Source organism: Sulfitobacter sp. SK012 (assembly GCF_003352085.1).
Taxonomy (GTDB): domain Bacteria; phylum Pseudomonadota; class Alphaproteobacteria; order Rhodobacterales; family Rhodobacteraceae; genus Sulfitobacter.
In genome coordinates this window covers 304,284-322,803 of sequence record NZ_CP025804.1, presented here as the reverse complement: position 1 = coordinate 322,803, position 18,520 = coordinate 304,284, and the positions used below count along the sequence as shown (strand labels likewise).

Genomic DNA, 18,520 nt, shown 5'->3' with positions numbered 1-18,520 from the left:
TAGCACAACAGAAAGACCAGCGGAGCGGCAGATGAGTCTCGCAAACAAACTGACCGAGGAACGGCGCAGCCGGCTCGCGGCGGAACGGATGCTGGAGCTGAAACAGGCGGAGCTTTTTGCCGCCAATCGCAAGCTAGGTAAGCATGCGTTGCAGCTGACCAATGAAATCGTTGAGACCCGCGCTGAGGTTGAAACCATCCGAGGCGAGAATAAACGCGTCAAATCTGACCTGACGGTGGCGAATGAAAAGATCGCAGTCGCGGAACGGCGGCTTTGGCACTCAATTGAGACGATCAAGGACGGTTTCGCCTTTTTCAACTCCGATAACGAGATGATCATCGCCAACAAAGCATATGTTGATATTTTTGATGGGCTTGAGGTGATCCAACCGGGCGTTAACTACGTCACGATCCTGCAGGTTATGACCGATGAGGGGATCGTTGATCCCGGCGATCTGACCCTCCTTGACTGGCGCAACATGATGACAGAGCGCCTGCACATGCAACAGCCGGACCCCGTCGTCGTTCGCCTTTGGGATGGTGCCCACATCAGGCTTCTGGATCAGCGCGGATCAGGTGGGGATATGGTCTCTCTTGGCATCAATATCACGTCGTCTGTGCGCTACGAAGAACAGCTCAAAGAGGCGCGCGCGATTGCCGAAAGTGCGAATCGCGCAAAATCTTCGTTCCTCGCAAATATGAGCCACGAAATCCGCACACCGATGAACGGCGTTGTGGGCATGGCCGATGTGCTTGCGGATACGGATCTGTCTGAAGAACAACTTCTCTATGTCGATACGATCAAGAACTCCGGTGAAGCACTTCTCGTGATCATCAATGACGTGCTTGATTATTCCAAAATCGAAGCAAAGAAGCTGGAAATACATCCCGAACCCTTCGATCTTGAACGCGCCATTCAGGAAGTGATGATGTTGCTGCAACCTGCAGCACGTGAAAAGGAACTAGCGCTGCTTTTGGATTATGATCTGTTCCTGCCAAACGAATTGATCGGCGATCCTGGCCGTATTCGGCAAGTCCTGACAAATTTAATGGGCAACGCAGTTAAGTTCACTGCTCAGGGGCACGTTCTGGTGAGGGTCACCGGGATCAGTGATATCGAGACCGGCGATGTGTCCGTGCATATCGCTATTGAAGACACCGGCATTGGCATTCCCGAAGACATGGTCGCGCACATCTTTGGTGAATTTAATCAGGTTGAGAACGAGCGCAATCGGCAGTTTGACGGTACCGGTCTGGGACTGGCCATTTCTCAGCGGTTGATTGACATGATGGGCGGTGAAATGTGGGTCACTTCTGAGGAAGGTGTCGGGTCATGTTTTGGCCTCAAGCTTGGCATGAAGGCTGTAAATGCGATCACGCTGGCACCGCCGCCTTTGCCAGCTGGAGTGCATCAAGCGATGATCATCGATCCTATTGCCGCCAATCGCAAGGTGTTGGAGCGGCAGCTTGACCAACTTGGCCTCAAGGTTATCAGCTGCGCAGGTGCCGAAGACGCCTTGGCCCAGATTGGTCCGCATGTGGATGTCGTATTATGCGAACACATATTGCCCGGCATGGACGGTTTGACGCTTGCGACGCGGCTGCATGAGGGTGGGCACGACGCGCCCTTCATCTTGCTGAGCTCAAACCCCGACCAGGCCGAAAAAGACCCCGCCGGAACATTCGTTTCTGCGATTTTACGCAAACCTCTGCCGCGTCGAGATCTGATCACTGCATTGCAGGGGCTGGGGTCGCACGTGCCGACAGCGGCCATAATCCAACGACAGGTACGTGTCCTTGCCGCCGAAGATAACAAAACCAATCAGCTGGTCTTTCGTAAGATGGTTAAAGACCTCGATATTGAACTTAAGTTCGCCAATAACGGCCATGAGGCGGTCGCGCTTTTCCAAAGCTTTGCGCCAGATATTATTTTTATGGATATCTCAATGCCGAAGATGGACGGCAAAGAAGCGACACGCGCGATCCGCGCGATTGAGCGCAAAAGCGGGACAAGCGTGTCAATCGTCGCGCTAACGGCCCATGCGATGGACGGCGATGATCAGGGAATATTGGCGGCGGGGTTAGATCATTACCTGACCAAGCCCCTACGCAAGCCTGCCATTCTAGAACGCATGGTTGCGGCACAGCCCGAGGGCGCGCGGCCCGTCATAGCACCAGCAGTGGACGATCAACTCGCGAGATAAGGTCGGACAAAAACAGGCATATCAGGTTTAGAGAGTTCTGGCCGATGGGTGTAGCCACCGATGTCAAAATCCAGCACGGCCTCTTCGGTGACGGCACGGGTCTGAATGATGTGGCGCGCCATGGCACCGCGCGCCTTTTTGGCAAAAAAGCTCACGATCTTCGGTGGGTTTCCGTCACCCTTATCTTCCATAAACTGAGGGGTGATGACCCTCAATTTCAACGCTTTACGGTCTACCGCACCAAAATACTCCTGGCTGGCGCAGTTGATCAACACCTTGCTCCCGGTCGCATCAGCATGCGCATTCAGCGCCTTCGACAAATCGCCACCCCAATAGTCATATAGGTTGGTGCCCCGCCGGGTTTTCAAGCGGCTCCCCATTTCTAATCTGTAGGGCTGGATCGCATCCATCGGGCGCAGCAACCCATAAAGCCCTGATAGGATGCGCAAATGATCTTGAGCAAAGGCCAACTCCTCCGCATCAAGACTGGCGGCCTCAAGGCCTTGATAGGTGTCGCCAGCAAATGCAAAGGCAGCCGGGCGTGTGTTTTGCACCTCAGGCGCGTCCTCAAATGCTCGGAAACGGTCGCGGTTCAACCGGGCCAGATCATCGCTCAGCGCCATCAGACCCTTTAGGTTTCCGAGCGTTAGGTTGCGCGCAGTTCGAGCCAAACGGATCGCGTCATCCTGAAAATCGGGCGCGGTTGTTGCCACATCACGGTCTGCCCAATCCAGCCGTTTGGCCGGTGAAATTACAACTAGCATCTAACCCCCTGTTTGATCTCAAATCGCTACTTAGCCCGCACTCCGCAGTACGTCCAGAAAAGCCGCTCCAAATCTTTCCGCACGCCGATCGCCCAGCAACCGTGTCAGCGCAGTATCATCAGCATTAGGCATCTGCGCGACTTTGGCCAATTGCGATGCTGAACAACTGAGCGGTTTTTCCGTGCCTAATGCTCCGCGCGCCAGTTCCGCTTGCGCTTCAAGCAGTTGATCATAAACCGATCCCGCGTCCCGGCCAGCAAGCTTGCGCCGCTGAGGATGCATGACCTCGACCTCGCTATTGATCACCTCAAGAAACGCGAAACCATAGCTTTCAAGCTTTTTGGCCCCAACACCCCCAACCTGTGCCATCGCATCCAGGTTTGCAGGTCGATTTTCCGCCATTTCAATCAAAGTTCGATCTGTGAAAATAATATACGCGGGAACTTTCGCCGCCTCTGCCAGTGCCCGACGTTTGGCTTTAAGCGCGCTCAGCAGCGGTGCGTCTTCGTCACTTACCATCGCTTTGACTGCTGGACGACGGTTCGATTGCGCCGCCTTGATGCTGTCACGGCGCAAGGTAATGTTGGCCTCACCCCTGAGTATCGGCAGCGCCGCATCTGTCATACGCAGCGCACCGTGGCGTTCGGCATCGGGGCGGATCAGGTCGTGACCCATCATCTGCCGAAATACGGCCTGCCATTCGTTGCGGTTATATTCTCCGCCAACGCCGTACGTCGGCAAGGACTGATGGCCGCGCTGCTTGACCTTGTCGGTCTCGTTGCCCAGCAGGATGTCGATCAGATGCCCCGCACCGAACCATTCTTCCGTGCGCAACATCGCGGACAGTGCCTTGCGCACCGCCGTTGTGCCGTCAAACACTTCTGCCGGACTGTCGCATAAATCACAGCGCCCACAGGTGATTTCCGTTTCGTCAAAATAGCCCAACAGGGTCTTGCGCCGACATTCTAGCGCCTCGGCCAATCCCAAAAGAGCATTCAGCCGTGCGTGATCGGCCATCCGGCGTTCTGGTGGAGCAAGCCCTTCGTCGATTTGAGTGCGGCGCAGACGGATATCCTCGGGGCCGTACAAGGTCAGGGTTTCAGCCGGAGCGCCATCGCGCCCCGCGCGGCCAATTTCCTGATAGTAAGATTCGATACTCTTGGGCAGGTCGGCATGGGCAACCCAGCGGATATCAGGCTTGTCGATGCCCATACCAAAGGCAACGGTCGCAACAACAATCAGCCCGTCTTCTTGTTGAAAACGCCGCTCAGCGATACGGCGGTCCTCGGCGTCCATCCCACCATGGTAATGCAGCGCGCTTTGGCCCGCCTCGCTCAAAGCGCGGGCCAACCCCTCGGTCTTGGCGCGGGTGCCACAATAGACGATGCCAGATTGCCCTTTGCGGGCGGCGGCAAAGTTCAATATTTGACTACGCGGGCTGTTCTTGGCCGCAAAAGCCAGATGAATATTGGGCCGATCAAACCCACCCAAAAATGCGCGAGGCGGAGTACCGTCAAACAGCTTTTGAACAATCTCGAGCCGGGTTTCCGCATCCGCCGTGGCGGTGAACGCAGCGAGCGGCACATCCAAGGTCCGCCGCAACTCGCCAATACGCAAGTAATCTGGGCGGAAATCATGCCCCCACTGGCTCACGCAATGCGCTTCGTCTACGGCGATCATGCTGACACCAACACGGCGCAACATCCCCATGGCAGACCCTGCAGCGAGCCGTTCCGGTGCCATATAAAGCAACTTGAGCGTGCCCGCGTCTAACGCCTCCCAAACCGCGTCCGTTTCCTCAGGCGTGTTACCCGAGGTCAGCGCACCCGCAGCAACGCCGGCTTCTTGCAACGACCGCACCTGATCCCGCATCAAGGCAATCAGCGGTGAAATCACCACCGTGACCCCTTCACGCATCAGTGCAGGCAGTTGGAAGCACAGGGATTTGCCACCCCCCGTCGGCATGATCGCAAGCACGTTTTCGCCTGCCGTTACGGCTTCCACAATCTCTTGTTGGCCGGGGCGAAAGGCGTCAAAGCCGAATACGTCACGTAACAGCGGGGCAGCGCCTGTCATGAGGGAACCTTTTGGTGAAATCTGCTCTTTTGAGCAGACTCCCACATGGACCTCAGACGGGCAAGCCCCGGATATTCAAATTGGGCTAGTAAAAGGCTGCTGCGTTGTTGGTCAGCACAATGCGCAAGACCGCCACAAGGATCAGCACCACCAACGGGGCCAGATCGATACCGCCCATCTGTGGCAACCTGCGACGGATGGGTCCGTAAATCGGTTCGAGAATACGGTTCAAACCATGCCAAATTTGCGCAACCAACGGCTGGCGCAAGTTGAGAACCTGAAAGTTGATAAGCCAAGACATCACCACATGGGCAATTAGAAAAAACCAAACAATATTCAACAAAAGCATCAGGATTTGGAACAGTGACGTCATAGCAATGGGCTCCCTTAAGGTGACAGTCAGTTAAGCTCGCCCCGCACAAAGAGCAAGGGTGCCGCGAGGTTCTAGGTTGACGTGGGCCTGTGATGCTTCACCTGAGGGCAAAAAGAGACCTCATATGTTCCCGTTCGTCCGCATGGTCAAAGATATGGTTCTAGCCAAACGCCAACCACCGCTCAAGGAATTGACCGATATCCATGTCAGTCATCACATCTGCTGGCCGCATGATCTGGATATGTGGCTTGAACTTAACAACGGGCGGGCGTTGACGTTGTATGATTTGGGACGAATGGCGATGGCACAGCGCGCCGGTCTTGTGACGGCGCTTAGAGGTGAAGGCTGGGGGCTGACCATGGCAGGCAGTTGCGTCCGGTTTCGCCGGCGCGTGCGCGGATTTGAACGTTTCAAAATGCGCAGCCGCCTCGTCTGCTGGGACGACAAGTTCATGTATTTGGAACAATCAATGTGGAAACGAAACGGAGAATGCGCGAGCAATGTACTCTACCGCGCTGCCGCAACCGACAAATCCGGGATCGTGGCACCTGAGCGGCTCCTTACAGCGATGGATTTGACCTTAGTTTCACCTGCGGTGCCAGACTGGATTTCCAACTGGATCAGCGCCGAAGACACGCGCCCTTGGCCGCCAATGCAAGACAGCGCTGCTTAAACAACGGCTGCGTTTCAGCGCCTTAAGAACCAGCCGCCGGATAAGCTTTGTCTTGCGCGGCGTGAAACGGGCTGCTCTACCCGTACCAGCACAGGCAAAGGGTCCATAATGAGCAGCATCACACAGCGCAAACGCATCTGGGGTTGGTTTTTCTTTGACTGGGCCAGTCAGCCTTATAACACGCTGATTCTGACATTCATTTTTGGTCCCTATTTCGCCCAAACTGCCTCCGCCACTCTTATGGCTGGGGGCATGCCAGAGCTCGCGGCCAAAGCGCAGGCGCAAGCCTATTGGGGTTGGGGGCTTGCAACGACAGGCATCTGCATTGCCATCCTTGCTCCGATCTTGGGGGCCGTCGCAGACAGCTCTGGGCGCAAAATGCCGTGGATTAGGTTATTCTCAGCACTCTACGTGATCGGCTCTGCGGGGCTTTGGTGGACTGCGCCACAGGATTTTTCGGTGCTCTGGTCGTTGTTCTTTTTCGGCATTGGCCTCATCGGAATGGAGTTCGCGACGATATTTACGAACTCCTATCTGCCTGAACTCCATGACGACCCGGCAGAGTTGGGCCGTATTTCAGGGTCCGGCTTTGCATTCGGCTATGCCGGCGGCGTACTGTCGCTGGCGATCATGATCGCGTTCTTCCAAGCTGGTGACACTGGCAAAACTATTGTGGGTCTCAACCCTCTGTTTGGTCTCGATATTCAAACCGGCGCGGATTCTCGCATTGTAGGGCCGCTAACGGCAATCTGGTTTGCAGTCTTCATGGTGCCCTTCTTTCTTTATACGCGCGACACGTTGAAACCGGATGCCCCGCAATACAAACTTGGGGCCGGCTTCAAGGACTTGGCTCAGACCCTACGCGGATTACCCCGACACCCGTCGATGTTGGCCTATCTTGGATCGTCGATGTTCTACCGTGATGCGCTCAACGGGATGTACACGTTTGGCGGCATTTACGCGTTTGGTGTGCTGAACTGGAGCATAATCGACATCGGCGTTTTCGGAATCCTCGCAGCGATATCCGGTGCGGTGTTCTGCTGGGTCGGCGGGCGCGTGGACCGTGCCATCGGCCCCATGCCTGTCATCGTTTCCTGCTGCGTGATTTTGATCCTGACGGCGTGCATGATTATCTCTCTCACGCCGACATCAGCGTTTTGGATCCCCTTGGCTGAAGGCTCTAACCTGCCCAATATCTTGTTCTACGTCGCAGGTGCGCTGATCGGCGCGGCGGGTGGCGCATTACAGGCATCCTCGCGCAACATGTTGACGCGGCAGGCCAATCCCAAACGCATGACCGAAGCCTTCGGTCTTTATGCACTATCCGGCAAAGCAACATCGTTCATAGCACCCGCGCTGATCGCATTAACGTCAGAGATTACCGGCAGCCAACGATTGGGCATTACGCCAGTTGTGGGGCTGTTCATCATCGGGCTGATCCTGTTAGCATGGGTCAAACCAAAGGGAGATTTTGCGAGATGACCCTCACACGTGCAGCACTATTCTCAGTCCTAGCCCTCGCACTGGCCAGTTGTAATGGCGGCAATGAGGAGCGCGATATCAGCGGCGCGCCTGTCGCCTTGCCCACGATTGGGTCTTCGGGTGGCGCTCTTAGCAATGTGCAGGCCAAACAGCTTTTTGGCGAAAAACCGCGCCCATCCGGTCAATCCTCAGCGGCTTTCGGCAGCTATGCAAAAGGGTGCATGGCAGGTGGCACGCAGTTGGCAGAAACCGGACCAACATGGCAGGCCATGCGTCTGTCACGCAACCGGAATTGGGCGCATCCTGAAACCGTCGATATGGTCCAAAAGCTTAGCGCCTTTGCGGCAAAGCAACCCGGCTGGGAAGGGCTTTATGTTGGAGATATGAGCCAACCCCGAGGAGGCCCAATGCTGACGGGGCACCGTAGTCATCAGATCGGTCTTGATGCTGACATCTGGATGTTGCCCCCCAGCCGCCTCAACCTGACCGCCAAGGAACGCGAAGGGATTTCGTCAATCTCAATGCGGCGGGCCAAAGGTGCCTATGTCAACAAAGACTGGACCCGCGCGCATCATGAGATCCTGAAAGCAGCGGCAAAAGACCCCCGCACAGCCCGTATTTTTGTCTTTCCCGGGGCCAAGGTTCAGATGTGCCAAGATGAAAAAGGCGACCGCAGCTACCTGCGCAAGATCCGGCCTTGGTACGGGCACCACTACCATTTCCACGTTCGGCTTAAATGTCCTTCAGGCGCGCGCGGCTGTACCGATCAGACCCCGCCGCCCGCCGGTGATGGCTGTGCTGATGCGGTCCAATGGCAGCAGAACATCCTGAACCCGCCGCCCCCTGATCCAAACGCACCTGCCCCCAAGCCCCGCCGCGAGCTGTTGCTTGCTGATCTGCCTGCTCAGTGCCAATCGGTTCTAGACGCAAACTGATCCGTCTGGTGGTTGCGCTGGTTTTTGCCAGCACATCTGCCGCGACGCAATCCGCTCCGGTATTGCGACTTGATCGCAGTTTTGTGTGGTCAATGGATGCGTCCTGGTTTGGCGGGTGGTCAGGGCTGGAAGTCACCGATAACGGACGATCTCTTGTCACCGTGAGCGACAAAGGGCGATTCTTGCAAGCACGGATGCTGCGCGATGACGGCCACCTTGCAGGTGTCGAAATTAGGCGATCTGTGCCATTGCTGGACCCCAAGAACCGGCAACTAAAGCACAAGCGAAGCGATGCCGAAGGGCTCGCGATTGGTTCCGATGGGATCATCCACGTCAGCTTCGAGCATTTCCACAGATTAATGCAGATCGATCCAGCAACGGGGCGAACTAAACAAAAAACGAAGCTACCTCGTGACCTAAAGGTAAAACCCAACGGCGGAATTGAGGCGTTGGCGATTGGGCCAGATGGCACAATATTCGCCTTGGCAGAACATCATTTAGGCCGCACCAGCCGCCCCTACCCGCTTTATGCCTATGCAAACGGTAAGTGGCTGGTTGCAGCAACCATCCCCAAACGCGGGCGGTTTCGTCCTGTTGGCGCAGATTTCGACCCCCAGGGGCGGTTTTGGCTATTGGAACGTGCAACTACACTCCTAGGATTTCGCAGCCGCATCCGGCGGTTCGACCTTAGCGCTCCCAATCTGGCCGAAGAAACCCTGCTGACCACTTTTCCGGGGCGTTTTGATAACCTCGAATCCATCAGCGTATGGCAGGACACTGCGGGTCAAACCCGACTTACGCTCATGTCTGACGATAACTTTCTGTCGATCCAACGCACCGAAATCATCGAGTTCTTCGTCACGAATTAAAGACCACGAACGTCTTGCGCCCGCGCCCGGTTGCCCCTAAAGCGGCCAAGTCTGCGATCCTCGCAGGCCAAGTCGCCGCACCCTTGCAAAAAACGGTAATAAAATGACACGCACATACCTTCCCGGCATCCTTGCCATGGCCGCCATCGTTGTGGCCTCCAATATCCTTGTTCAATTTCTCTATGGTGACTGGCTCACTTGGGGCGCTTTCACCTATCCACTCGCCTTTTTGGTCACCGACGTCATGAACCGCGTCTACGGTACCGGCCCAGCGCGCCGCGTTGTTTTGATCGGTTTTGCTGTCGGGCTGATATGCTCGCTGATCGGCACGCAGATCATTGGCGAATTTGGCCCATTGGTCACGGTCCGCATCGCTGTTGGCTCTGGCGTTGGCTTTCTGGTCGCTCAACTGCTTGATGTCAGTATCTTTGCTGCATTGCGTGGGGGCAGGTGGTGGCGCGCACCGCTGGTATCGACCCTTGTGGGCAGCACGCTTGATACGGTGCTCTTTTTCTCCATCGCGTTTTCTGGCGCGTTGAGCTTTTTGCACCCTGCCACGGATGTCTCTTGGGCATCAGAGGCAATACCCTTGTTAGGCACAGGTCCAGTCGCCCCGCTTTGGGTTTCACTCGCCGTCGCAGACTGGGCCGTTAAGCTCAGCCTTGCACTGATTGCGCTGGTTCCATTCCGCATAATCACGGCCCGGATGCTGCGCACATCTCAAAATTAACGAAAAACTTCTTTGCGTTTTGCCAAACCTGTGCAACGATTCAGGTGAGTTCAACAAATGTAAAGGAGGTGATCCAGTGTCAAGAAAGGTATTGGAGCGAGGTATCGGAACAGCCCGGAGGATCGCTTGTTAGGGCAGCCCCTAACAGCTGAAAACCCGGGTGGGCTATCGGTCTAACCGATCCTACCTCCTGAAACCATTCGATTGGGCCGCCCTTTAAAGGGGCGGCCCATTTCGCATCTTGGGGGGCGTGAACCTGCGCGCCCAGCTCCCGCAAAACTGTGGTTTCTGGACTTAACTGATGCCCACGCAGTACGGTATTTCCAGTCTACTCTCTGGCACCAGAACACCCCTTCACCTCAACGAGCTCCAATGCGATGTTCAGGGCATGTTACGCATCACAGATAATGTCGCTCTGCAGGATTGGGAATTGACCGAGAGCTTTATCCGCTCTTCCGGCCCGGGCGGGCAGAATGTGAATAAAGTCTCGTCTGCGGTTGAGCTGCGATTTGAAGCAGCGACCTCGCCCTCGCTCGCTCCCCCGGTCAAAACACGCCTCAAACGGCTCGCCGGGCGGCGCTGGACCAATGAGGGCGCGCTGGTGCTGCAATGTGACGAAACACGCAGTCAGGCACGAAACCGCGACATCATACGCGAAAGATTGGCTGATCTTATCCGTTCTGCTTTGACCCCACCGAAACGACGCATCGCAACGCGCCCCACGTTAGGGTCAAAAAAGAGGCGTCTGAAAGCCAAGAAAGTGCGCGGAGAGGTCAAGACACTGCGCGGCAAAGTTGATCCGGATTAGGATTTGCGCAAAAGGTAAATATCCATGATCCACCCGTGAGCTGCGCGTGCGTCTGCCCGCCGCGCGATGATCTTTTCACAAACATCAGCCAGAGGCCCACTCTCAATAATCTGCTCTTTCATGCCGACATAGGCACCCCACCAGATATCAATCCCGTCAGGGGGCAACGTCTGAAATGCGCAAGTTCCGTCCAACATCACTGCGACAGTGTCCACGCCCAACGGCCAGCCTTCATCCCGCAGCCGCCGTCCCGTTGTTACGATAAACGGCGCACCTATTTCATTAAGTACGGTAGCATGCGCCGCCGTCAGCCCCTGGAGCGACGTAATACCTGGGATTACCTCGATCTTCAGCGCAGGGTGCAATCGCGCAGCAATCCGCAAGGTGCTGTCGTACAGAGACGGATCACCCCAAACCAACAGGGCAACATTTTCTGCACCGGGATGCTGAGCAATTGCCGCCTGCCAGACCTGCGCAATGGCATCATGCCAATCGTCAACGCGCTTGCGGTAATCGGCCGTGCTCTCGTTGCGCACCGGCAGGGTGATCTCAACCAACTGTGTGGATCGATTGGTTATAACCTGCCCACAAATGTCGCGCCTCAGTTGCGCCAGATCGTCTTTGGTGGCCCCTTTGTGCGGGATTAGGATCAGGTCTTGTGCATTCATAGCACGGACGGCTTGCAACGTCAGATGCTCTGGGTTGCCAGTGCCAATGCCAATCAACGTCAGCTTCATCCCGGTATCCTCGCCAGCGCCTTCATACGCAAATCGCCCAGCAACCGTGCGTCTTCAAATGTGCCATCAGTGGATGCAACATAATGCCTTGAAAACGTCTCTAACGCTGGCAAATCAGCATCCGTAATGTCGCCGAAAAGATACGCAACTTTGCCCGGCGCACGAAAGGCGACGGTTTGGTCATCGGCGCAACCGGACATGCAATCGATGCCAGCAACGTCAACATCAGGAAGCGCGACGCGAACCCGTTCAAGAAAGCCCGCCTGCCCCAAAGTGCAGCTTGTGCACACAAACATCTTCACGATTCAAACTCAGCCAATGGACCGTAGAAAATCAGCGCCGGTGTGCTGCTGGTTGCCGCTCCAAGATGCTGGGCAAGTGTCTCTATCGTATAGCGTTCAACCCGTTCAGCAGGCGTCGACACCGCCTCAGCCAACATCGCGGGGGTATCGCCGGGCAAACCATGCTCTATCAGACGGGCGGCAAGCCCAGCAAACGTGCGCTTGCCCATGTAAACGACTGTCGTCGCCATCGGATCCGCAAGGGCGGCCATGTTCACGTCTTCGGGCAAATCGCCTGTGACATCCGCGCCTGTAATGAACTGCACCCGCCGCGCAGTAAGCCGCCGCGTGAGGGGAATACCGGCCGTTGCGGCAGCCGCTGATGCACTGGTAACGCCGGGAATAATTTCAAATGGGATGCCAGCCGCGCGTAGGGCAATGATCTCTTCCTCCAACCGACCAAACATACCGCAGTCGCCGGACTTTAGCCGCACAACCCGCAGATCAGCTTGCGCATATTCCACCAGAACCCGGCTAACGTGGTCTTGCTTGGGCGACGCCCGACCTGCCCTCTTGCCCACACCGATTAGATCCGCATCTGTGCGGGCGTGGCTCAATATCGGGCCAGAAGACAGGTCGTCAAACAGCACAACATCGGCTGTCTCCAACCGATTAACAGCCTTAACCGTCAACAACTCAGGATCGCCAGGACCAGAAGAAACAAAGGAGACGAAACCACTCATGGGGCTTCGGCAATCAGGTGGAAAAACGTACCGCTGGCCTGCCCACCGCCCTCAAACCGGCGCAAAGATCCAGTCTCTGCCACGGTCACATCATTGCTGTCGGTGATATGGGCCAATGGCGCGTCGGGCTCTTCTAATATCGACGCGTAATGGAATTCGTGGCCTCGCAACCGCGCCTTGGCGTCATATCCCGGGATGCCGACGTTCAAGTCCGCCTTGCGGTACCCCAAATGCATCTTTCGTTTAGCAAAAGAAGTCTCTAATCGAAGTAATCCGGCCATTTCATGCCGAACGCCATCCGCGTCAACAATCCCCGCGCCCATCGCCATGTACCCTCCGCATTCGCCATGAACAGGGCGGGTTTGGGCGAAATCTCGCAAGCCTTTCCGAAACACCGTAGCAGCAGCCAGCGTTCCCGCATGCAGCTCGGGATAACCCCCGGCCAGCCAGCAAACATCGGCACTGTCATCCGGTTTCTCATCCGCGAGCGGCGAGAACGGCAGTACTTCGGCACCCGCCGCACGCCAGCCCGCAAGCAAATGCGGATAAACAAATGCAAAAGCACGATCCTGCGCAAGCGCGATCCGCTGACCAGGAGGTGTTATGATGGCAGGGGCAACATGGCTTTCAACGCCGCCCATAGCTGCCGCACGAAGCGCATCAATGTCCACATGCGCTGCGACAAACGCCGCCGCCTCCGCCAAAATCTGCGGCATGTTTTCTTGTTCACCTGCTTGGACCAAACCCAAGTGCCGCTCCGGCATCTCGACTTCTTTGCGGCGCGGCAAAGCCCCGAGAACCTTCACGCCAACCTGCTCCATACCAACGCGCACCAATGTTTCATGACGCGGGGATGCAACGCGGTTCAATACAACGCCAGCCAAGGTCACATCAGGGCGCATGGTCTTGAAACCCAGCGCCGTAGCCGCAACAGATTGCGCAGCCCCCGAGACGTCCAAGACAAGCACCACAGGCCAGCCCATCATTGCGGCGATATCGGCGCTCGCCCCATTGCCGCATGCTCCGGGGATCGCGACGCCGTCGAACAGTCCCATGGACCCTTCGCCCAAGATCAGCTCTGCGCCTTCCGCATTTCCGATCAACCCATCGATGCGAGCGCGGTTCATCGACCAGCTATCAAGATTGAAAGAGGCACGCCCCGACGCTGCCGTGTGAAACGCCGGATCAATGTAATCAGGGCCGCTTTTAAACGGTTGAACGGTCACACCCTGTGCGCGCAGCGCCGCCAAAAGACCCAGCATTAGGGTCGTTTTGCCAGTTCCAGACGCTGGTGCAGATATCATAAGGCCGGGTGGTATCATGTTGTCTCCGGGAAGCGAGGGTCAGTGCCAACAGGGCGAAAGCGGCGATCATAGTCACCCGCATAGAGTCTGCTTTCGCCGAACTCTTCTGCTCCAATGGCATGGCCTACGAGGATCAGGGCTGTACGGGCCATTTCATCGCCGATGGCAGTTTGAAGGGTGGATAGCGTGGCACGGACGACGCGTTCATCAGGCCAACTTGCACGCCAGACCACAGCGACTGGGCAATCGGGACCGTAATGCGGTGTCAATTCAGCGACGACCTTGTCCAGCACATGCACCGACAAATGGATCGCCAACGTCGCACCTGTTCGGGCAAAGTTCTCCAGTGTTTCGCCCTCTGGCATCGCAGTGGCCCGGCCCGAGGTGCGGGTCAGAATCACCGATTGCGCCACGCCCGGTAACGTCAGCTCCGCCGCGAGTGTCGCAGCAGCAGCAGCAAAACTGGGCACGCCGGGCGTCACATCATATTCGATCCCAGCTGCACGCAGGCGGCGCAACTGTTCACCCATCGCGGACCACACTGACAGGTCGCCTGAATGCAGCCTTGCGACATCCTGCCCTTTTTCGTGAGCCGCCTCAATTTCCGCCATGATCTCGTCCAGCGACAAGCGTGCGGTATTGATGATGTGAGCGCCCTCAGGACAATATTCCAAAAGCGCCTCGGGCACGAGGGACCCTGCATAGAGACACACGGGACAAGCCGCGATCAAATCGCGCCCACGCAAAGTGATAAGATCCGGCGCGCCAGGTCCGGCGCCAATGAAATGTACCGTCACGTCGTGTTTCCTTTGATGTCGGCAATCGCTGCCGTTGCCATACCATCGCCCGAGACGACGCGCGCCGCAACCAGCCGGGCTTGTGGTCCCGCTGCGGCCAATGCCGCGGCTTCACACAATGATCCAGTGCCAAATTTATCAAGGATGCGCTCGGACTGGGACGGCGTAATCATACCTGCCAACTCTTGCGTCGAGACACCAAGGCCGGGAATCCCCAGTTCATAGGCCAGTTCCCGAAACACATAGCTGCGCGCCTTGGCAGCTTCTGTCACCAACGCCTCGACTGGGGCACCGCCCGCCGCTGCAATGGCCGCTTCGAGCGCATCCTGAAGCGACCCAAGTTCCGCCGCACCACGAAATCCGATGCCAGCAACCCTCACAGCGTGACACTCCATTGCACAACAGGCCGTGCGGGCGACCAGCCATGCATCCGACCCAAAGGAGCTGCGGTGGCGAGTTCTATCCGCAACAGGCTGCCACCCCGTTTCGCGTGTTGTCTCGCAAGCAAGCTTTCTGTTTCGAGAGTGACAGCGTTGACCACCAACCGGGTGCCGGGCTTCAACAGATCAAAAAGCGTCTCTAACAATGGCTCATTTGCGCCACCACCGATGAAAACAGCGTCGGGAAGTGGTCGGCCTGCCAGGAGTTTTGCAGCATCGCCATCGACCACGTCCATCCGGTGTCCAATGCCAAGGTCCTCAGCGTTCTGAGCAATGTTTGGGACGCGGCTTGCATGACGTTCAAACGACGTGGCACGACCACCAGCAAGGCACCATTCAACAGAAATAGAGCCTGATCCTGCCCCAATATCCCAAAGATATTCACCCGGACGGGGGGCCAACGCCGAGAGCGTCAATGCCCGAACGGGACGCTTTGTAATCTGACCGTCATGAGCAAATACGTCATCCGGCAACCCTGACGCACGCGACAATCCAACACCTGAAGGGAGGTGCAGTGCTACCGCCACAGGGGCAACAACATCCGTCAAGTCAAACCTGTCAGCTGTTGTTGCTCGTATCCGCTCGGTTGGCCCACCTAGACGTTCCATTACCTGCATTTTTGCGGCGCCGCAGTCATGTTTGACTAGCCACTCCGCCAACACTGCGGGCGCTTCTCCATCCCGTAGAAGGCAGATCATACGCGCGCCCGGTGCAAGCATAGGGCGCAACCGGGCCAACGGAACAGCATGCAAGCCGTGGCAGGTAATCTCCTCCATCCGCCATCCAAGCGAAGACGCCGCGAGCGTAAAGGTGGAGGGCGATGGATAGCTGCGCCATTCATCGGGCTTAACATGTTTGACCAGACTGCCGCCCGCGCCAAACCAGAACGGATCGCCCGATGCCAAAACCGCAACACGTTGCCCACGACACGCCAGGACCGGATCCACAGAGAACGGAATCGGCCAAGGGCGCGCACGATCTGTGATCCCCGCCAATTCCAGATGACGCGGTGCGCCAAATACAACATCAGCGTTCTGTAGCGCCTGATGGCTTGCGGCGGGCAGGCCAGCAAGGCTATCCTCGTTCAAGCCAATGATACTTAGCCAAGGATCACCCATCATGCGCGTCCTTCTCTTGGGTGGCACCACCGAGGCGAGCCAGCTTGCTGAGCGGCTGAAAGCTGCCGGTGTAGATACTGTTTTTTCTTACGCTGGGCGCACCAAAGCTCCCATATTGCAACCTTTGCCGACCCGCGTTGGCGGCTTTGGCGGGACTGACGGCTTGCGCGACTATCTGCGCACCGAAGGCATCACGCATGTGGTCGACGCCACGCACCCATTTGCCGCGCAGATGAGCATGAATGCACACACGGCCTGTCAGACGATGTCTATCCCGCTGATGCGCCTGGAGCGCCCGGCATGGGTGCGCCAATCTGGCGACAATTGGATCGAAACCGACTCTATTGAAGGTGTCTTGGATGTTCTTCCCGAGCAACCCGCGCATGTGTTTCTCGCTATTGGCCGCCAGCATATCGACATCTTTGCAGCCAAACCGCAGCATCACTATCTGTTGCGTCTGATCGATACGCCGGATGCCGCGCTGCCCTTGCCTCATCACACAGTTTTGAAGGCGCGCGGGCCCTTTACCGCCAAGGACGATACCATCTTGATGCAGACGCATCACATCACCCATGCGGTCGCCAAGAATGCCGGCGGCACCGCAACTGTGGCCAAACTCGAGGCCGCACGGTCTCTTGGTTTGCCGGTCATCATGATCAGGCGTCCCCAGTTGCCCGGTACTACGGTTGCGCCCGATATAGAGACTGTTTTGTGCTGGCTCGGTCATGGCGCACTACGCGGGGTGTAGACATACTTTCCAACCCTCCGTGTCGCTGAATTTCCCACCAAAACGACCGTACGCATATCTGCCATTTCAGCCGTGGCTTCACCCAATGTTACGGTATTCAGGGTCTGATCCGGCAGGCTGACGTTGCGCGCAAAGATGACCAATCGGTCGGGGCCGCATGCTCCACGCAAAATATCCAGCGCTTCGCCAAACTGATGCGGGCGCGATTTTGAGCGGGGGTTATAAAATGCCATCGCAAAATCTGCCTCTGCGGCCAGTCGCAACCGTCGGGCCACGGTTTCCCAAGGCTTTAGGTTATCGCTCAGGTTGATCGCGCAAAAATCATGACCTAAGGGCGCACCTGCCGCCGCCGCTGCAGCCAACATTGCGGTGATGCCGGGCATCACGGTAATCTCAGCGCCTGCAAATTGCGGTTGCGCCTGCATCGCTTCGAACACAGCTGACGCCATTGCAAAGACGCCCGGATCACCAGAAGAAACAACCACCACCCGCGCGCCATCTTTCGCAAGCTGCAAAGCATGGGTCGCACGGTCAATCTCGACCCGATTGTCACTGGCATGCAGAGTTAGCCCTTCGCGCGGAGCGACCCGGGCGACGTAGGGAATGTAGCCAATCACGTCGGTCGCCTGTGCCAACATATCGCGCACCTCTGGCGTGACCAATGTCTCTCGACCCGGCCCCAAACCAACGATGGCGATGTTGCCCGTCATTCCGCGGCCTCCGGACGGCGGCCTTGGCCGTGGACCAGCACAATCGCGAAATAGGGGCAATCTGCGTCTTCAACATCCGCCAATTTGGCAACGCGCTGCCCGGGCATCGTGCCTTTTTCAACCAGCCACGCACTGTCGAGCCTTCCTGAAGTTGACAGCGCGCGGCGCACGGCAGGCAAATTACGCCCGGTCTTCATGATCACCAACGCATCGGCGCGGCGCATATGTTCGGTCAGTTCCGCTTCGGGCAGCGTTCCCATCAGCACCGTCATCACATCGTCGCCCCAGGTAAATGGCGTGTCGAGCGCGTTCCAGCACCCCACCATTCCGGGGATTGCCGGCAGAACTTCAACTTCGGCGCGGCCCTGCAACCTCGTGTGTAGGTGCATAAACGAGCCGTAAAAAAACGGATCGCCTTCACAAAGGACGACAACCTCGTGATCTTGCGCCATCGCCTCTAGTTTGACCGCCCATTCCGCGTAGAAATCGATCATCAACGCACGGTATTCATCCGAGCCAAAGTGCAGCTCGGTCGTGACCGGATATTCCATTGGATATTCAATCACATCGTCGCGCAGCATGTCTTTGACGATCGTACGGGCTTGCCCCGCGCGACCTTTCTTACGAAAATACGCAAGGTGTTTGGCACCGCGAATGGCACGGTCAGACTTGACGCTCATCAGCTCAGGATCGCCCGGCCCCAACCCGGCGCAAATAACTTTGCCCACC

Annotated in this window: 20 protein-coding genes; 8 read left to right on the top strand and 12 right to left on the bottom strand. The window is 57.1% G+C overall.

All coding sequences use genetic code 11. The features are described 5' to 3' along the window. Positions 1 to 31 precede the first annotated feature (31 nt). The gene (locus tag C1J03_RS01535; RefSeq protein ID WP_114883038.1) at positions 32 to 2,203 is read left to right on the top strand and encodes a response regulator; all 2,172 of its coding nucleotides are present in this window, start codon (positions 32 to 34) and stop codon (positions 2,201 to 2,203) included. On the opposite strand, the gene yaaA is transcribed toward C1J03_RS01535, so the two are convergent. The 3 genes from yaaA to C1J03_RS01520 form a co-directional block, all read right to left on the bottom strand. Then, entirely contained in the window at positions 2,188 to 2,967 is a 780-nt protein-coding gene (gene yaaA, locus C1J03_RS01530) for a peroxide stress protein YaaA (protein WP_114883037.1), read from the bottom strand. The two genes, C1J03_RS01535 and yaaA, sit on opposite strands and share 16 nt — an antisense overlap. 30 nt (positions 2,968 to 2,997) lie before the next feature. Then, positions 2,998 to 5,043 (bottom strand): DNA helicase RecQ, encoded by a 2,046-nt coding sequence (recQ, locus tag C1J03_RS01525; RefSeq protein ID WP_114883036.1) that lies wholly within the window; start codon positions 5,041 to 5,043, stop codon positions 2,998 to 3,000. An 85-nt stretch (positions 5,044 to 5,128) separates the two neighbouring features. Next, positions 5,129 to 5,416 (bottom strand): YggT family protein, encoded by a 288-nt coding sequence (locus C1J03_RS01520; protein WP_114883035.1) that lies wholly within the window; start codon positions 5,414 to 5,416, stop codon positions 5,129 to 5,131. 124 nt (positions 5,417 to 5,540) lie between these two features. On the opposite strand from C1J03_RS01520, the gene C1J03_RS01515 reads away from it, so the two are divergent. The 6 genes from C1J03_RS01515 to arfB all read left to right on the top strand — a co-directional run bounded on the left by C1J03_RS01515 (position 5,541) and on the right by arfB (position 10,913). Beyond that, positions 5,541 to 6,089 (top strand): thioesterase family protein, encoded by a 549-nt coding sequence (locus C1J03_RS01515; protein ID WP_114883034.1) that lies wholly within the window; start codon positions 5,541 to 5,543, stop codon positions 6,087 to 6,089. 108 nt (positions 6,090 to 6,197) lie between these two features. Then, positions 6,198 to 7,571 (top strand): MFS transporter, encoded by a 1,374-nt coding sequence (locus C1J03_RS01510; RefSeq protein WP_114883033.1) that lies wholly within the window; start codon positions 6,198 to 6,200, stop codon positions 7,569 to 7,571. Beyond that, a complete protein-coding gene (gene mepA / locus C1J03_RS01505) occupies positions 7,568 to 8,506 on the top strand; it encodes a penicillin-insensitive murein endopeptidase (protein WP_114883032.1) in 939 nt (312 codons plus the stop codon). The genes C1J03_RS01510 and mepA overlap by 4 nt, the downstream gene beginning before the upstream one ends. Before the next feature lie 8 nt (positions 8,507 to 8,514). Further along, positions 8,515 to 9,375: an esterase-like activity of phytase family protein gene (locus C1J03_RS01500; protein WP_114883030.1), complete on the top strand. Its 861-nt coding sequence runs from the start codon at positions 8,515 to 8,517 to the stop codon at positions 9,373 to 9,375. Between the two features lie 103 nt (positions 9,376 to 9,478). Then, entirely contained in the window at positions 9,479 to 10,105 is a 627-nt protein-coding gene (locus tag C1J03_RS01495; protein WP_114883028.1) for a queuosine precursor transporter, read from the top strand. Between the two features lie 388 nt (positions 10,106 to 10,493). After that, positions 10,494 to 10,913 carry an alternative ribosome rescue aminoacyl-tRNA hydrolase ArfB gene (gene arfB, locus C1J03_RS01490; RefSeq protein WP_114883026.1) on the top strand — a complete coding sequence of 140 codons (420 nt, stop codon included), beginning with the start codon at positions 10,494 to 10,496 and terminating at the stop codon, positions 10,911 to 10,913. Here arfB and cobF read toward each other — a convergent pair. The 7 genes from cobF to cbiE are packed head-to-tail and all read right to left on the bottom strand — an operon-like array spanning position 10,910 to position 16,333. Beyond that, positions 10,910 to 11,650 carry a precorrin-6A synthase (deacetylating) gene (gene cobF, locus C1J03_RS01485; protein ID WP_114883024.1) on the bottom strand — a complete coding sequence of 247 codons (741 nt, stop codon included), beginning with the start codon at positions 11,648 to 11,650 and terminating at the stop codon, positions 10,910 to 10,912. The genes arfB and cobF overlap by 4 nt on opposite strands. Continuing rightward, entirely contained in the window at positions 11,647 to 11,946 is a 300-nt protein-coding gene (locus C1J03_RS01480; RefSeq protein WP_114883021.1) for a DUF1636 family protein, read from the bottom strand. The genes cobF and C1J03_RS01480 overlap by 4 nt, the downstream gene beginning before the upstream one ends. 2 nt (positions 11,947 to 11,948) lie before the next feature. Continuing rightward, positions 11,949 to 12,674: a uroporphyrinogen-III C-methyltransferase gene (gene cobA, locus C1J03_RS01475; protein ID WP_114883019.1), complete on the bottom strand. Its 726-nt coding sequence runs from the start codon at positions 12,672 to 12,674 to the stop codon at positions 11,949 to 11,951. Then, on the bottom strand, positions 12,671 to 13,996 hold the full coding sequence (locus C1J03_RS01470) for a cobyrinate a,c-diamide synthase (protein ID WP_114883017.1): 1,326 nt from the start codon (positions 13,994 to 13,996) through the stop codon (positions 12,671 to 12,673). The genes cobA and C1J03_RS01470 overlap by 4 nt, the downstream gene beginning before the upstream one ends. Next, positions 13,993 to 14,775, bottom strand: a complete 783-nt coding sequence (cobM, locus tag C1J03_RS01465) for a precorrin-4 C(11)-methyltransferase (protein WP_114883015.1) — start codon at positions 14,773 to 14,775, stop codon at positions 13,993 to 13,995. Before cobM ends, C1J03_RS01470 begins: the two co-directional genes overlap by 4 nt. Continuing rightward, on the bottom strand, positions 14,772 to 15,155 hold the full coding sequence (locus C1J03_RS01460; protein ID WP_114883013.1) for a cobalamin biosynthesis protein: 384 nt from the start codon (positions 15,153 to 15,155) through the stop codon (positions 14,772 to 14,774). Before C1J03_RS01460 ends, cobM begins: the two co-directional genes overlap by 4 nt. Next, the gene (cbiE, locus tag C1J03_RS01455; protein ID WP_114883011.1) at positions 15,152 to 16,333 is read right to left on the bottom strand and encodes a precorrin-6y C5,15-methyltransferase (decarboxylating) subunit CbiE; all 1,182 of its coding nucleotides are present in this window, start codon (positions 16,331 to 16,333) and stop codon (positions 15,152 to 15,154) included. The genes C1J03_RS01460 and cbiE overlap by 4 nt, the downstream gene beginning before the upstream one ends. Position 16,334: 1 nt before the next feature. Here cbiE and C1J03_RS01450 point away from each other — a divergent pair, with 1 nt between their 5' ends. After that, positions 16,335 to 17,081 carry a cobalt-precorrin-6A reductase gene (locus C1J03_RS01450; RefSeq protein ID WP_114883009.1) on the top strand — a complete coding sequence of 249 codons (747 nt, stop codon included), beginning with the start codon at positions 16,335 to 16,337 and terminating at the stop codon, positions 17,079 to 17,081. Here C1J03_RS01450 and cobJ read toward each other — a convergent pair. Together cobJ and cobI are read right to left on the bottom strand one after the other, a co-directional pair. Then, positions 17,057 to 17,791, bottom strand: a complete 735-nt coding sequence (gene cobJ, locus C1J03_RS01445; protein ID WP_114883007.1) for a precorrin-3B C(17)-methyltransferase — start codon at positions 17,789 to 17,791, stop codon at positions 17,057 to 17,059. The genes C1J03_RS01450 and cobJ overlap by 25 nt on opposite strands. After that, positions 17,788 to 18,519: a precorrin-2 C(20)-methyltransferase gene (gene cobI / locus C1J03_RS01440; protein WP_174234490.1), complete on the bottom strand. Its 732-nt coding sequence runs from the start codon at positions 18,517 to 18,519 to the stop codon at positions 17,788 to 17,790. The genes cobJ and cobI overlap by 4 nt, the downstream gene beginning before the upstream one ends. Position 18,520 lies beyond the last annotated feature (1 nt).